General features: G+C 50.1%; 10 protein-coding genes and 1 pseudogene. 6 read left to right on the forward strand and 5 right to left on the reverse strand.

What is annotated here, in order from left to right; genetic code table 11:
• Window positions 1–261: 261 nt before the first annotated feature.
• A complete protein-coding gene (locus QOL41_RS14240; protein ID WP_502846875.1) occupies window positions 262–438 on the forward strand; it encodes a DeoR family transcriptional regulator in 177 nt (58 codons plus the stop codon).
• A 263-nt stretch (window positions 439–701) separates the two neighbouring features.
• Here the strand turns inward: QOL41_RS14240 and QOL41_RS04875 are convergent, their stop codons facing one another.
• Both QOL41_RS04875 and QOL41_RS14170 read right to left on the reverse strand, forming a co-directional pair.
• The gene (locus QOL41_RS04875; protein WP_283428855.1) at window positions 702–2,153 is read right to left on the reverse strand and encodes an FISUMP domain-containing protein; all 1,452 of its coding nucleotides are present in this window, start codon (window positions 2,151–2,153) and stop codon (window positions 702–704) included.
• A gap of 220 nt (window positions 2,154–2,373) precedes the next feature.
• A pseudogene (locus QOL41_RS14170) lies at window positions 2,374–2,640 on the reverse strand (ORF6N domain-containing protein); the annotation flags it as partial.
• Between the two features lie 258 nt (window positions 2,641–2,898).
• On the opposite strand from QOL41_RS14170, the gene QOL41_RS04885 reads away from it, so the two are divergent.
• Window positions 2,899–3,969 (forward strand): hypothetical protein, encoded by a 1,071-nt coding sequence (locus tag QOL41_RS04885; protein ID WP_283428857.1) that lies wholly within the window; start codon window positions 2,899–2,901, stop codon window positions 3,967–3,969.
• 23 nt (window positions 3,970–3,992) lie between these two features.
• Here the strand turns inward: QOL41_RS04885 and QOL41_RS04890 are convergent, their stop codons facing one another.
• The 3 genes from QOL41_RS04890 to QOL41_RS04900 form a co-directional block, all read right to left on the reverse strand.
• Complete coding sequence (locus QOL41_RS04890) at window positions 3,993–5,087, reverse strand: hypothetical protein (RefSeq protein WP_283428858.1); 1,095 nt, start codon at window positions 5,085–5,087, stop codon at window positions 3,993–3,995.
• 102 nt (window positions 5,088–5,189) lie between these two features.
• Window positions 5,190–6,710: a hypothetical protein gene (locus QOL41_RS04895; RefSeq protein WP_283428859.1), complete on the reverse strand. Its 1,521-nt coding sequence runs from the start codon at window positions 6,708–6,710 to the stop codon at window positions 5,190–5,192.
• Between the two features lie 76 nt (window positions 6,711–6,786).
• Window positions 6,787–7,995 (reverse strand): glycoside hydrolase family 18 protein, encoded by a 1,209-nt coding sequence (locus QOL41_RS04900; RefSeq protein WP_283428860.1) that lies wholly within the window; start codon window positions 7,993–7,995, stop codon window positions 6,787–6,789.
• 142 nt (window positions 7,996–8,137) lie between these two features.
• On the opposite strand from QOL41_RS04900, the gene QOL41_RS04905 reads away from it, so the two are divergent.
• The 4 genes from QOL41_RS04905 (at window position 8,138) to QOL41_RS04920 (ending at window position 14,341) form a co-directional block, all read left to right on the forward strand.
• Window positions 8,138–11,176 (forward strand): CotH kinase family protein, encoded by a 3,039-nt coding sequence (locus QOL41_RS04905; protein WP_283428861.1) that lies wholly within the window; start codon window positions 8,138–8,140, stop codon window positions 11,174–11,176.
• A gap of 80 nt (window positions 11,177–11,256) precedes the next feature.
• Window positions 11,257–12,699, forward strand: coding sequence for a ribosome biogenesis GTPase Der (der, locus tag QOL41_RS04910; protein ID WP_283428862.1), 1,443 nt, complete (start codon window positions 11,257–11,259; stop codon window positions 12,697–12,699).
• Window positions 12,632–13,267: a glycerol-3-phosphate 1-O-acyltransferase PlsY gene (gene plsY, locus QOL41_RS04915; protein ID WP_283428863.1), complete on the forward strand. Its 636-nt coding sequence runs from the start codon at window positions 12,632–12,634 to the stop codon at window positions 13,265–13,267. Before der ends, plsY begins: the two co-directional genes overlap by 68 nt.
• A gap of 42 nt (window positions 13,268–13,309) precedes the next feature.
• Window positions 13,310–14,341: an NAD(P)H-dependent glycerol-3-phosphate dehydrogenase gene (locus tag QOL41_RS04920; protein WP_173653451.1), complete on the forward strand. Its 1,032-nt coding sequence runs from the start codon at window positions 13,310–13,312 to the stop codon at window positions 14,339–14,341.
• Window positions 14,342–14,346: the final 5 nt, after the last annotated feature.

Below are 14,346 nucleotides of genomic sequence, written 5' to 3' on the forward strand. Positions count from 1 at the left end.
CTTCGCGTATCTACAGATTTGTGGGACTCCACCAGAAAAGCTCGTCACTCGGCTTTCATTTTCGTGCGTTAGTAAATTGTCGATTTTGACTCAGGCTCACGGAAAAGTATACAGGAAAGTACACAGAAAAGTACATAGAAAAGTACACAGAAAGTCGATATACTTTGTCAAATTGGCTCTAAAAAACGCCCTAATTGATGAAAAAATGCAAATGTCCAAGAAAAAGTCCATGAAAATGTCCATGAAAAATCTAGAACGGATTTGATTTTGGATGTTATACGAGAAAATAATGCTGTTTCTCTAAAAGAACTTGCGCAAAAGATTGGTGTTGCTTCAAAAACGATTCAGAGAGACCTTGGCCGACTAAAAAGAGAAAACGTTATCCGTCGAATTGGTCCAGACAAAGGCGGCTATTGGCAAATTATGAAGGATTCCTAAAAAACGATTTTTGTCACTTTCTGACATATATTTGAATCTATATTTATGATGATGTTATACATGACTGTTTATGTGGTTAGGCGGGGGTCTTGTTGAAGGAGCCGGTTTCTGCGATTCCGATGGCGTAACGTAGTTGCTGGAGGGGTATTTGCTACCTCTCTTTAATTTCCTGTCATTTTAATAGGAAATAAATATAGAATAAGACTTCTTTGCTGTCAACGGGCATTTTATAGAAAAAAGTTATAGAAGAAAATTCCCGCTCCCTAGTTCTTAAGGCAGCGGACATTTAGTGCGTCCCGGTCAGTGGAGAAACCCGTCAGGTAGCCCTTGCTGCAGTTTGTGAGCCACAGGCCTACGGCCCACGGGCCCTTGTACGAAGGCGAGGATGTCCAGAAAACGGAATATACGCCCACACTTACGGCTCTGCCATCGGTGTAGATGTAGCCCGCCGGCAATGCATTAAACCCGTACTTGTCGGTCCCGTTGGACACGACGGACTGAGGGTCATCGCATTCCTTCCACCCTTCGATAGATTTCATGGCTTTGCTCGCCATGAACGTTCCGCCCATCGAATGGATCAACTCGTCGTAGTCCAGGGAATCGGGCAGGTGCCAGCCTTCCGGGCAAATACCCCTGAAATTCCTGGGCAGTTCGCACCACGCGGAATCCCCGCAGCCTATGCCTTCGGGGCCAAAGAGACCGGCGCTGTCTACGGCGGCAGACCAGGTGTAGAACCGCCCGAACTTCTTGCAGTCGGCATCGATGGAGTCGTTGCATACGCTTATCGCGGAGCCCTCGTTGTAATCGTAGTTCAGGTTCTCCGCCATCCACACCTGGTCGCCAATCTTCACAGTCTTGTAGGTCTGGCCGTCGCGCGAGTCGGTCACCGTCCCGGTTTCCCCCGAAGGTTCTATCGGAGTGATTTTTTCGAGCGCGCCCCTGATGCAGCGGATTGAATTCGCCTCCTCAACAGAGCGCTCCTTGTCGGTATGTCTGAAATACGGCTCCTTCCTGTCGTACGTAAATACGACGGACCTCGTCTTGCCGTCATCAAACTCCGCCGTCATCCACAAAAAAGCGTCGAATGTCTCTTCGTAATACCCACGCCAGCCTTCCTTCTGTCTGTGTCCGGCAGGCAAAACCGAGAACGAGTATATGCCCTTGCCTCCGTAACCCTTGTCGTCCTTGCTTATGTACCAGCCGGTATCCGATTTCAGCATCATGGCCGCTGTCCCCATGCCGCCGACAGCCTCGAACAGTTCCTCGTACTCATACTCGTAAGGCAAGTGCCAACCTTCGGGGCAGGCATCGTTCACTACATCCCATAGATAGAGCCGGCCATACTTGACACAATTGGAATCCTGGTCGTCGTAGCAGAAGGAGCCTTCCATGGCGTAGTTCAGGTTCTCCGCCATCCATACCTGCGAAGCGTACTCGAACGTCCTGTACAGCTGACCGTCGCGGGCATCGCAGAGCACATAGTCGGGCTGCCCCTTGCAATCTTCCGCATACCTGTTCGAAGAAGACCTGCTCGACGAAGAATTGGCCGTGGACTTCTCGCTGGAAGACTTCCCGCCGGAGGATTTCCCGTCCGTAGACTTGCCTGAAGACGACTGCTCCTCGGGAGAATCCGAATTCGGCGACACGAAGGAATCGTCATCATCACAGGCGACAAGCAAGAACACCAGCGCAAACATGTACAGGAACTTCTTCATGGGGAAAAATATAGAACAAACGATTTAGACAAAGGATGCTGCGCCTTATTTAAAGTGGCGTTTTTTGTGCCCACAATTCCTCGAACATCGGGCGGTATCCTTCGATGTCATCCAGCTGCACGATGGTCGTAATCTTGTTGCCGGCGTCTTTGGAAGATGCTCCGCAGTGATACAGCTTCTCGCCCTTCGCCTTAAAATCTACAAAGATATTTTGGGAAGGCCTGTCCAAGGTGCAAATTTTGCACCTTGGACAATTTTCCATATCTGTTTTCGTTAACTGGAATCTAAATTCTTCGGGAAACCGTTCATTATTGTTTTTGACTTGCCTGTTGAAAGCCTTTGTTTCGTACCCGTAAATCTCCGCCAGGTCGGCGTCGAGCATTACCTTGACCCCGCGGATGGTGTAAATCCGCGATTTAAGCAAATTTTCGTCAATCAGGGAAAAGTCCGGCTTCGCAACCGCTGCGTCCGCACCCTGCGGCGCCATTTCTTGCTTTTTCATCTATTCCTCCGTCCGCCTACACGCACGAAAAGGCGGGGTTATGCATCTGCCGCAAAATATAGATTCCCGCAATGTCAAATAATGACAGATTGACGTTTTTCCGAAAAAGATGATGTTATACATGACTGTTTATGTGGTTAGGCAGGGGTCTTGTGTAAACAATTTTGCCATTGAAACTGCGGAAATAAACATTGAAGTAAAACATCATCTATATTTATAGGTGACTCTAAAAAGGAGGCTCCTATGCAGACAGATGATGAAAATCGGGACTTGAAATACTGCCGCTATTATCATGGCGAACAACAGGATCCGTATATGGATTCCTTCAAGGGTCGCGCCTGGATGGCAGAACAGTTAGCCAGTGAACGCGCTTCGGATTCAGCGAAGGATTTCTTGTCGTTTGTGGCGGCACATATCAGCAAGTGGGAACCTTATGGCTATGAACCGGATGTCGCTCGCTATATAGCCCTCTTTGATTATTGCTCCTTAGAAGAAAAAATTGAAATTGCAAGGGACTTTGCAATCGGGGATGCTCTTCAATTCAAGAAGCCGCGTGGCCGGACTATTTTTGAAAGTCATTCAGATGCTGGGTTCTATACTCCCGATACAATCGATGTGGGTGTTTTACTCTATTATGATGGGAGCGTCTACATTAAAAATGTTTCGCTAAATCCTTGCATTCAGGCTTATTTTTATGTAGGGAAATACAAAGAAACTGCCGATGCGGTCAAGAAACTGATAACTGAAAATTGGGAGCGTATTTCTGCGTTGCCGTCAAAGATTGAAGACCTCGTTTGCGATGGAGGTTTTTCTCACTATAAATTTTTGAGCAAACATTTTAAGGGTATGATTTATGGTGACTCGGAGGAATCGAAGGCGGTCGAGTCTTTTCATAATCAGGTACTCAATATTTTCTATAGGATGAATGCTCCTTCTTACGATTGGCTTGATGTTACGACCGATGTTGAAACTTTCGTCGAACAATGGGGTGCTTTGTTGGATGAAATTGATGCTGATGAAACCCATGCAAAGGTATATGATTTTATCGAAAGTGGTCGGTTTGATGAAGACTGTCGAAATCTTGGTTTTGAAATGGATTGTTTTGAAAGTTTCGAGAAACTTTGCAACTGTGATTCTGAAAATACTTTAGGCAACTCGTATAAAGAATTGTTTGCTGTTTGTTCGGATTATCATGTTTTAGGTAATGCGATTTTTAGCCAGTGGCGTTATTACAACCACTGGGCTGATGATGTAAAAGCGGAATTTGATGCCGAATGGTTCAGGCTTGCGTTTAAGCGGCTACTAGAGCTGTAAAAACAACAAGTATTCCTGATAACCTAGTTCTCTTCGTCCAGGCATTCCTTGATTTGCTTGCGGATGAATTCCTTGTGTTTGTCGATTCGTTCCTGGTAGGTCGGGTTCACAGTGGTGTCGCCGTCGCAGATTTGCTTTTTGGGAAGAATTTCTACCGATGCATAGGATGTGCTAATCCGGATGTCCGATAGACACAAGGATTCGCTTTCCGAAAGATTGTCTCCGGCAGCAATCTTGGTGCTGTCCACTAGATCATTCCTGTCTTTTACGAAGACTTTTTCCATGTCTCCATAAGTGGCAAAATCGTCCTTTTGGCAAAGCGGAGACGGAGGCGGAGCGCTGTTGCTAGAACTCGGTTCTTCGCTAGAGCTGGATAGGAATTTTTCGGGATATTTTTCTTTATATTCTTTTGGAGTGTAGAGAAGCTTGCCTTCCCCTTCAATCAAACCGCCCTTGTCAGGGTCGTCGTCATGTTGTAGAGAATAGACTGTGTTGTAAGAATAGATGTTTCCGTTGGAGCACTTGTATATGGGCGACGGTGAACTGACATGTGTACAAGACGTTGAGAAAACGCCGTATAGGCAGACTTCCATGTCCATGCTGGGGTCTTCATTTTCGTCTTCAAGTTCTCGTAGCTGCTCCAAAGTTAGGGTCTGATTTTCGGCGAGTTGTTTTTTGATTGCGTTGACTGATTTCTGATGGTCCTCAGCATCAAGGCATCTGCCGCCGTCGTTGTCTAAAGTGTGAACGCAGGTGATGGTCGTGTCGCTTGCAAGTCTGAGCTTTTTATCGGCGCTTTGGCTTGAACTGGGTTCAGCCGATTCGCTGGAACTAGAAACGGCTGCATCTTCAGAAGAAGCGGGAACAGTGCAGTCGCCATCGCAGGAGTCAGAACTGGAAATGGCGCCCGAGTCAAGATCAATGACGGCTTGAACGCCGTAAAGGGCGACCATGCCGCCGTCGTCAATCGTTGAGTTTGAGTCGGGGATTAGGGTGGCGGGGGCCTCATTGGTGGTTCCGCCTGCAGCAGAAACGCTTTCGCTATCGCCTCCGCAGCTTGCCCAGAAGAATGCGGTTGATGATAATAAGACTTTTTTCCAGTGTTTGCGAATATTCATAAGTTCTCCTCAATTTTCTATAACATAAAAATACCCTTTTGCGAGGGTATTTTCTACAAAAAAATGTTTTTGGTATGGATTATTTGTATAAAATTGTGTAAACTAGCGTTTTAAAACGGGGTAATAGGCGCCTTTGGCTGCCTTTTCCGGAACATTGCGACCCTTGAGGTCGATTTTGCCTGCTCGAGCCTTGCCGATATTGCCGCTGTTTAGAATGCGAGCCCCAGCAATGGCTGTCGTTCCGTTTTCGTCAAGGAGGCCTTCAATCGGCTTTGCGCTACCGTCGAGGCTTGCCTTGTAGGGAATAGTTGCGTCTTTCAGAATCTTGTCGCTGGTAATGGAAACTTCGGGCGATTCGCTATCGCCGATTTGGATGCCCGCTACAGTAAAGGTTGCTTCTTTGCCAGGCAAGAGTCCCTTGAGCGATTTTTCGCTGCGCACTCCCTTCACGGTTACGTAGGCGTTGTGGTACAGCGGGGCGATGCCGATGTTTTTCACGCGAACGGCTGCAGAAATCTTGTTGACCGCATAGCCCGTGACTGCGAACTTGTAGCCCGCATAGGAACTGGCCTCGTACACGCGCTCCTTGGTGGCGTAACTGCCTTCGGGTGCATCGTTACCTATCACGTAGGTCATGTGGTACTTGGCGGCGGCATCTTCCCAGGTGACGCCGTAAAGGCCTGCGGGGTTCAAGAATTCGTGCTGGTCCTTGTCTTCGTAATAGCTGATTTCACCGCCGGCGGGCGATGTCTTCCAGCGGTCCGTGCCGATGGCCTGCCAGTTCTTTTCGTTGTCGCCATCGCCCTGTGAAATGTCGTGTTCCTTGTGCATGAAGGAGTCGTCGAACAGGCCGAATTTGAGCCCGAGCAATGTCTTGTTGCCGGCGATGGGCGTGTATTTTTTATCGGCGGCGTCTATGGAAATGCTCCACGGGGTTTCTTTGAACAAACTATCGAGATGCGTCAGGAATTCGCTCTGGTAACCCTTGCCTGCAAAGTTCGTATCTAGCTTGAGCGTCGTGCCGTAAATGTGGTATTCGGCCCAGTGTCCGAAACCTGCCTGCACAAAAGCGATGCGTGGATCCTTGTCGTATTTCGCAGAAAAGTCGGTGTAGAACTGCTTGTAGAACCACTGGAGTTCCTTGTTGCTCCAGTCGGCATAATACGTGGGGCCGTCGCCGCCCGGGTCTTCGGAATACGTCTCGGTGTAGGACTTGTTCGCCTTGATGTAGTTGGGGACTGCGGTGGCGCCCTTTACCTTCTCGGTGCAGCCCGATGCGTTCGTGATGGTTTCGCTTGGGTACTCGATGCGGAACCGCACGATGGCCTGGTGCCCGCGGCTCGCGATATCGTCGAGCATCTTTTCGAAACTGCTCCAGTCGTAGTCAATCTTGTCGTCGGTCTTGCCCTTCACCACGGCGCAGGGGAGACAGTACGAGAATTCGAGCGAAATGGAACCCTGCAAATTCTTTTGGCTCTTGGCCTGGTCGGGCCAGAACACGATTCCCTTCATGGGTTCGAGTGATTCGATTTCTTTTTTGAGCGCGACGGAACGATCCGCCGCGAACGCCGCTGTTGCCAATAATGCAACCGCGCTACCTGCGATTATCAAATTCTTCTTCATACACACTCCTGTCGGGAATACCCGTTATTCTAAATCTATCGTGTTGAAAGGCTTGAGTCAAGTAAAAAATATGAACTTATTTCCCGTTTACCGGATAATATGCCCCGCGTGCGGCTTTTGGGGGAACATTACGCCCTTTAAGATCGGTGGCGCGGGTTTTGCGCCTGTCATTGCTCATAGCTTTGCCGTAGTGAGGCCTAATGGCTGCGTTCGCGTACTGCAGAGCGATGTAGATGCTGTCGAGGATTGGGTTGCCTGTACCTTCGATGTAGTCGTGCGAGACTTCCCACACCATGATGCCCGCGTAGCCGTTTTCCTTGACCCAGCGGGATTTGATGGCAGAGGAATGCGGGTCTTCAAAGGTAACGTAGCCGGTGGATGATACGCCGTAGGGTTCTACGGCGACGCTGTCGTAGAAATATTCCCAGTCGGTGTTCTTGACAATATCCTTGTAGGCGACTTGCTTTGCAGAACCCTTGGTAAAATCAGTGCCCGGGCCTGTGGCACCCTTGAATTCAAACCCGAACGAGGGTATTCCGAAGACCATTTTTTCGGTAGGAACGCCACGCTCTTTCCAATAATCACGCGTTTCTTCCCACGACCAGGTGGTGTAACCTTCGTGCGGGTAGAGTGGCGAATCGAACATGGCTTTTTCATCCCAGTCGCCAGTCATGTCGTAGGTCATGAATCCGAACCAGTCCAAATTTTTCACGAGCACTTCGGGCGTAAACCATTTGCCATAATAGGGCGAGCAGGGGAGCGCTGCTGAAAGGCTCTTGTCTTTTGGGAGCGCTTCGCGAAGTTCGGTGAGCAACTTGCTGTAGGCAATCGTGTCGGCTTCGGGCGGTTTGTATTCCCATTCCCAGTCCATGTCGAGACCGTCCAGGTTGTGGTCGGCAACGAACTGCACGAGGTTTGCAATGAATTTTCCACGGAGAGCGTCATCTGATGCGACGGGGACGAAGTTCTCGCTTTGTCCGCCACCGCCGAGCGAGACGATCACCTTGGTGCCTACGGCATGCGCAAGCGTTACCATAGAATCAAGTGCGCTCGGGTCGTCTGCGGCATCACCTTTGAGTGAACCGTCCGTATTTGGCGTGATAAAGCTCCACAGTACATGAGTCAATTTGTCATACGGCACTTTGTCTACCGTGTAGGCGGGTTTATGCCATTTTCCCCAATCGGGGTAGTAGCCAATGAACAGGGGGGCTGCCCATGCCGTAGAAATTCCGGCGATGCCCAAAAGGGCGGCGGTAAACATTTTTCCGATTTTGACTCTCTTCATGTTCTGAAAATAACTTTTTTTGGGGCTAATTTTCCCAAACTCCCTAATAAATGCAAAAAAAGGCATTTTTGTTGTTGTGTATTACATCACGTAAACAATCTTTTGTCTTTGAATTACAATGAGGGGTGTATATCTTTATGGTATGAAGACCAAGAATTTACTTTTTTTGAATGTATGGCTTTCGTTGGTCTTGGCGAGTGTGGTGGCTTGCTCAGACAGTAGCAGTTCTGGAACAGATCCAGAATTTCCTGAACCCGGTTCTGATGTTCCGGGTGATTCGTTGGTTATAGGTGATGACAATCAGCCGATTCCAGGACTGAGTTCTGCGATTGTCGATGATCCGCAAAATCCTCAGGTCGGTTTGTCGTCATCTTCTAAAAAAGATGATTCTCACGAAGGCCCGCTCCCTGGTGAAGACCCGGGCATGGTCGCCGTAGATACGACAGTGCCTTTTGTGGGCAATTTCCCGGTGATTTTCTCTGAAGTTTCGCCTTCGAATGCAAACTTTAAAGATAATGATGGCAATGACCCCGGTTGGCTCGAACTCTACAATACGAGTGATGCTCCGGTAAGTTTGAAGGGTGTAGCCTTGAGTAACGATGTCAAGTACCCGCGCCGTTGGGTCTTTGGCAATGCGACTATTCCTGCCAAGAGCCACATGATTGTGTTCCTTTCGGGCAAGAACTATGCCGACTATATTCCGCCTTCTGATTCCGTGAACATGATTACTACGGAATGTTCTTCCGAAGTTTCTAGTGGTACGGGCATGTGGGGCGGCGGCTTTGATTTCGGCGATTTTGGTGGCATCGGTGGTGGAATGGGCGACTTTGGCGGTGGTGTCGGTGGCGCTGGCGCAGGTATCGGCGGTACTACGGGAAATACCGGAAATGCCGAAAATCTGCCCGGACAGTCTTCGCTTTGCTTTAATGAAGGCGGCGTGAACCAGGTTGGCGCTGTCATGAAGGTGGCGCAGGGCGGCACGTATACGCGTGTAGTCGTCAATTCTGGCTCTGCAAAACTTGGTAATGCCGACCAGCTTGTGATTCGCGGCTTTATCACCAAGACCCACAAGATTCGTGTGAATTTTAAAGAAGGCAATGATATCAGCGCTTGGACTGGCAAGAATCTTCGCGGTACAGGCGATTCGTCGACGGTGTATTACGTGCGCCTCGGCGACAATGCTGCCGATATCAAGCGTAGCAATGTGACTGCGACGACTTTCGCGACCGAAACACAGGGCTCTGAATCGACAACCATCAAGGTAACCTCTTACATAGCTCGCAAGCGCGGCCATGAACCGCATACGACATTCAAGGCCGAAGACCAAGGTGGCGCTCTTTACTTGGTGAGCGAAACAGGTGTGCTTGACTCCGTGCGCTATTCTGCAGTGCCTACAGGTGCATCTTGGTCTCGCGATGCTGCTGGCAAATGGGGCTTTGCAACGCCTTCGCCTTATGGCAATACTGTGGGCGAAGTGTTTGCAATACAGGCTCAGACTAACGAAGTGAATATTCCGGCTTCCGGATTCTATTCGTCCCCGGTATCGGTCACCTTCCCAGCTGGCACTCGCTGCGAACAGGGTGGTACTGCGCCGACGGAAAATTCTCCTGTAGTCGATCAGACTCTGAATATCAGCGCTACGACAGTGCTCCGTTGCCGTGTGTTTGCGGCAGGTTCCTACCCGAGCGAAGAAGTGATTCGTACATACGTATTCGAAACGCAACCGTCTATTGCAACCTTGTTTGTAACGACTGATCCGCTTTCGATGTTCAGCCCTGATACAGGCCTTTACATGACAGGTAATGGTGCTGCCATGATGGATCCGAAGAAGGGCGCAAACTTCTGGAGTAACCGCGAACTCCCCGTGTATGTAGAACTCTTTGAGCCGAACAAACCGCAGACTCCTGCATTCGGAATCATGGGCGACTACAAGATTTCGGGCCAGTACAGCCGTGCCAAAGAAAAGAAGTCGTTCTCGATTACCTTGCGCGAAGAATACGGCGATAAACGCCTCAAGTATTCGCTGTTCCCGGATTATCCCGAACTCAAAAAATTCAAGGCTTTCTCGCTCCGTAATTTCGGTAATAATTGCGGTAATGACTATGTGCGCGACCGCATAGGAACTCAGATGACGGAAGGCTTGGGCGTCGATTACCAGCACGGGCGTTACGTGGTTGTATTCTATAACGGCAAGTATTACGGCTTGCATGATTTGCGTGAACGCAACAACGAATATTTCTACGAAACTAGGTATGGTCTCGACCCGAATGACATCGACTTGATTGATGCGACAAACGAAGCGTCTACGGGTTCGGCAACTGATTACTTGGCTATGCTTGATTGGCTCCAAAGCAATGAACTCACAAGCGATGCCAACTACCAGAAAATTGCGGACCAGATTGATGTCGACAACTACATGAATTACATGCAGGCCGAAATGTTCTTGAATAATGGCGACTGGCCGCACAACAATATGAAAAAGTGGCGTGTCGCAAGCCAGAAGAGCAAATGGAAATGGTTCCTGTACGATGTTGACTTTGGCTTTGGCGTGTCTTACAATACGCAGAATAGCAACGTGTTCAGCTATGTCACAAACCGTAACGGAACAAATGGCATGGGTATGATGCCGGGCATGGGTGGCGGCCAGCAGTCTGGTGGCTCTATCTCGGAACACACGATTCTCATGATTCGCCTGCTCGAAAACGAAAACTTCAAGAAGGCGTTTATCAACCGCTTCTGCGTGCTTTTGTCGATGAACTTCTCTGCAGACCGTCTTGTAAAGCAAATCGATGATTTGCAGGCGCAGGTGCAGTCCGAAATGAATCGTGACATTGAATTCTGGGGTTTTGACGCTAGCTCTTACAGCAGCAATCTCGAAAGGATTAAGTCCTTTGCGCAGAGCCGCCAGCAGACTATCATGAGCGAAATGCAACAGTACTTTAGCTTGGGCGAACCTGCCGCGGTCACACTTTCGTCGCAGGGCTCGGGCAAGATTTTGGTGCATAACTTGGCGCTTGACCAAAGCTCGATGGCGGTGAACTTCTTCCGCGATGTTCCGGTGACTGTAACCGCCGAGGCAAATGCTGGCGCCGTGTTCAGTGGTTGGAGCGACGGTGTTCAAGAAGCGACCCGAACCTTTAACCCTGGCGAAGTGACGACCATCACTGCAACATTTAAGTAAGCAAATAAGCTCGGCCTTGGCCGAGCTTTCTTGTATATTGTAACTAGGATTTAGCGGTTTAATTTCTATATTTACATGCGATGAAATTACCTGTCGTATGTATTGTTGGACGCCCGAACGTGGGCAAGTCCTCTCTTTTTAACCGAATCTTGGGGCGTCGTGCCGCAGTCGTTTCTGACCGCGACGGCGTGACCCGCGATAGGCATTACCAGACGGCCAATTACAAGGGCCATGAATTTACGGTGGTCGATACCGGCGGATTCTTGCCGGACGATTCCATCGACGTGCTTGCCGATAGCGTGCGCACGCAGATTTTTAACGCCGTCGAAGAGGCCGACCTGGTGCTCTTTATGGTCGATGTTCGCGTGGGCATTACCAAACTCGACGAACAGTTTGCCCGTATGGTCCGCAAGCTCGACAAGAAGGTGATTCTTGTGGCGAACAAGAGCGAAAACGGTGCCGACCGTCAAGAAAGTTACGAGTTCCTGAAACTTGGCTTTGGCCTCCCGCGTACCATCAGTGCGCTCACGGGCTATGCCTGCCTTTCTTTGATGGACGAAGTCGTTGCCGTGCTCCCGACGCCTGTGCGTGGTGAACGCCGCGAAGAACGCCCGATTCGCTTTGCTATTCTCGGTCGCCCGAATGCCGGTAAGAGCACGCTCTTGAACCGCTTGCTGAATGAAGACCGCGCCGTGGTGTCCGATATTCCGGGTACAACGCGCGATTCCATTGACTGCGACTTTGCGGTCGATGGTCAGAAGTTCGTGGTGACTGATACGGCTGGCCTTCGCAAAAAGGCTAAGGTCGAAGACGAAGTCGAAATTTTCAGCAACATGCGTACGCTCGAAAGTATTCGCCGCTCCGATGTGTCGGTACTCATGGTCGACTGTACGCGTGGTCTCGAAGTTCAGGACTTCCGCATTATTACCGAAATCCGCAAGGCGGGCAAGGGCTTGGTGCTTGTGCTCAACAAGTGGGATATTTTCCCGGACAAGACCGAAAAGTCCTTTGACCACATGGTCAAGGACATGCTCGAACGCGAACCGATGCTTGAATACGTGCCGATTATTTCGGCAAGCGCCAAGGAAGGCCAGCGTGTAAACCGCATTGTGCAGGCTATTCAGACGGTGTATGCCAACTGTCGTCGCGTGCTTGGCCGCGACCGTGTGGCGCAAGCCTTTGCAAGTTTCTTGGAAAAGAATCCAGTGCCGAGCCAGAACGCCCGCGTGGTACAGCTCACTCGCGCCTGCCAGATTATGGTGGAACCGCCTGTGATTGCGATTGAAACTCGCACGCCGGAACTGGTGGCCGATTCTTACAAGCGTTACTTGCTCAAACAGTTTTACGAAGAATTCCAGCTGCAGGGTGCGCCCCTCCGCTTGAACTTCGACCAGAAATTAACCCTTAGAAAGGATGAAGATCTTGAACAGTTTACTGAGTCTTCCAATAGCGTACTTGCTGGGGTCAATCCCCAGCGCGATCTGGATCGCAAAAATCGCAAAGGGAAAGTCGTTCGACATTAGAGATTACGGCTCCAAGAATGCGGGCCTTACCAACACGTTCCGCGTGCTCGGCTGGAAACCCGCACTCCCGGTGGTGTTTATGGACTTGATCAAGGGTATCCTTGGTCCGTGGATTGCCATGAAGATGTGTGAAGCCCAGGTGGCTGCCGGTGGCGCTGACTATTCTCACTGGGTGCCGCTTGTTGCAGGCCTCCTGGTGATTCTGGGTCACAGCTTTACTTGCTTTGCCGGATTCCGCGGCGGTAAGGGTGTACTTGCGGCCTTGGGCGTGTTCCTTGCCCTTTGTCCGATTACGGCACTTAGCGCTTTTGGCGTGTGGATTATTTTCACGTTTGCCTCGAAGTATGTATCGGTGGGTAGTATTGCGGCCTGTGTCGCTCTTGGCGTGTTTGCCGTAATGGGCTACCTCAAGCTGCCGTTCCCGCCCGATGACATTAACTTGGGATTGATGATTACCAGCCTTATCGTGGCTGTTTTCGTGATTGTGAAGCACAAATCCAACATCAAGCGCCTTATGAATGGCACTGAAAACGGTTTTGGCAGCAAACGCAAGACTCCGAAGGCATAATTATTGTAGATTATAGGAAAAAGTGATAGGCGAGGATTAATTATGAAGGTTACTGTATTGGGTACAGGTGGCTGGGGACTTTCCCTTGGCCAAGTGGTGTACGAAAATAAGAATGAGGTGATGTTCTGGACCAATTCTCAGGCCGAAGTGGACCTGCTTTCGACAGAACACCAGTACAAGGACAAACTCCCGGGCGTTATTTTCCCGGCAGACTTTAAGTATACGACCGACATGAACGCCGCCCTCGATGGCTGCGATATGGTCTTGATTGTGGTGCCCAGCCAGTTTATGGGTGGTGTGGCCAAGAATCTTGGTAAGTGGACTCCGGCTAAGGGTAAGGAACCGGTGGTGGTTTGCGCCACGAAGGGTATTCTCGAAGGCACGAACCAGCTCATGAGCGAAGTGCTTCTGGAACATGTACCTTGGCTCACCGAAGACAAAATGGTTGCCTTTAGTGGTCCGTCGCATGCAGAAGAAGTCAGCCGCCACATTCTTACGGCGATTGTCTCTGCTAGCGTGAACGAAGAATCTGCTAAGCTCGTACAGAAGGCTATGAGCTGCTCTTACCTGCGCGTTTACACTTCCACTGACATTGTGGGCGTGGAACTCTGCGGTTCTGTGAAGAACGTGATTGCAATCGCTTCTGGCGTGCTTTATGGCCTCGAAGCCGGTGGCAAGTACAAGATTGGCGACAACACTCGTGCTGCAATCCTCACTCGCGGTCAGGCTGAAATGTGCCGCCTCGGTAAGGCTCTCGGCGCAAAGCCCGAAACATTTGCTGGCCTTGCCGGCATGGGCGACTTGATTGTGACTTGCCTTTCTCAACACAGCCGTAACCGCTATGTGGGCGAACACATCGGTAAGGGCGAAACTATTGAACAGGTCCTCGGCGGCATGAAAATGGTGGCCGAAGGCGTTCCGACTTGCAAGAGTACCAAGGCTCTCGCAGACAAACTCGGCGTTGAAATGCCGATCGTGAATGCCGTTCATGCCCTCCTTTTCGAAGGCAAGAATGTGGACGATGTCATCAAGGAAATGTGGGGTCGCGAACTCAAGACGGAAGTCTGGGAATAATCGCC

This window comes from Fibrobacter sp. UWB10, from assembly GCF_900182935.1.
GTDB classification, from domain to species: Bacteria; Fibrobacterota; Fibrobacteria; order Fibrobacterales; family Fibrobacteraceae; genus Fibrobacter; species Fibrobacter succinogenes_O.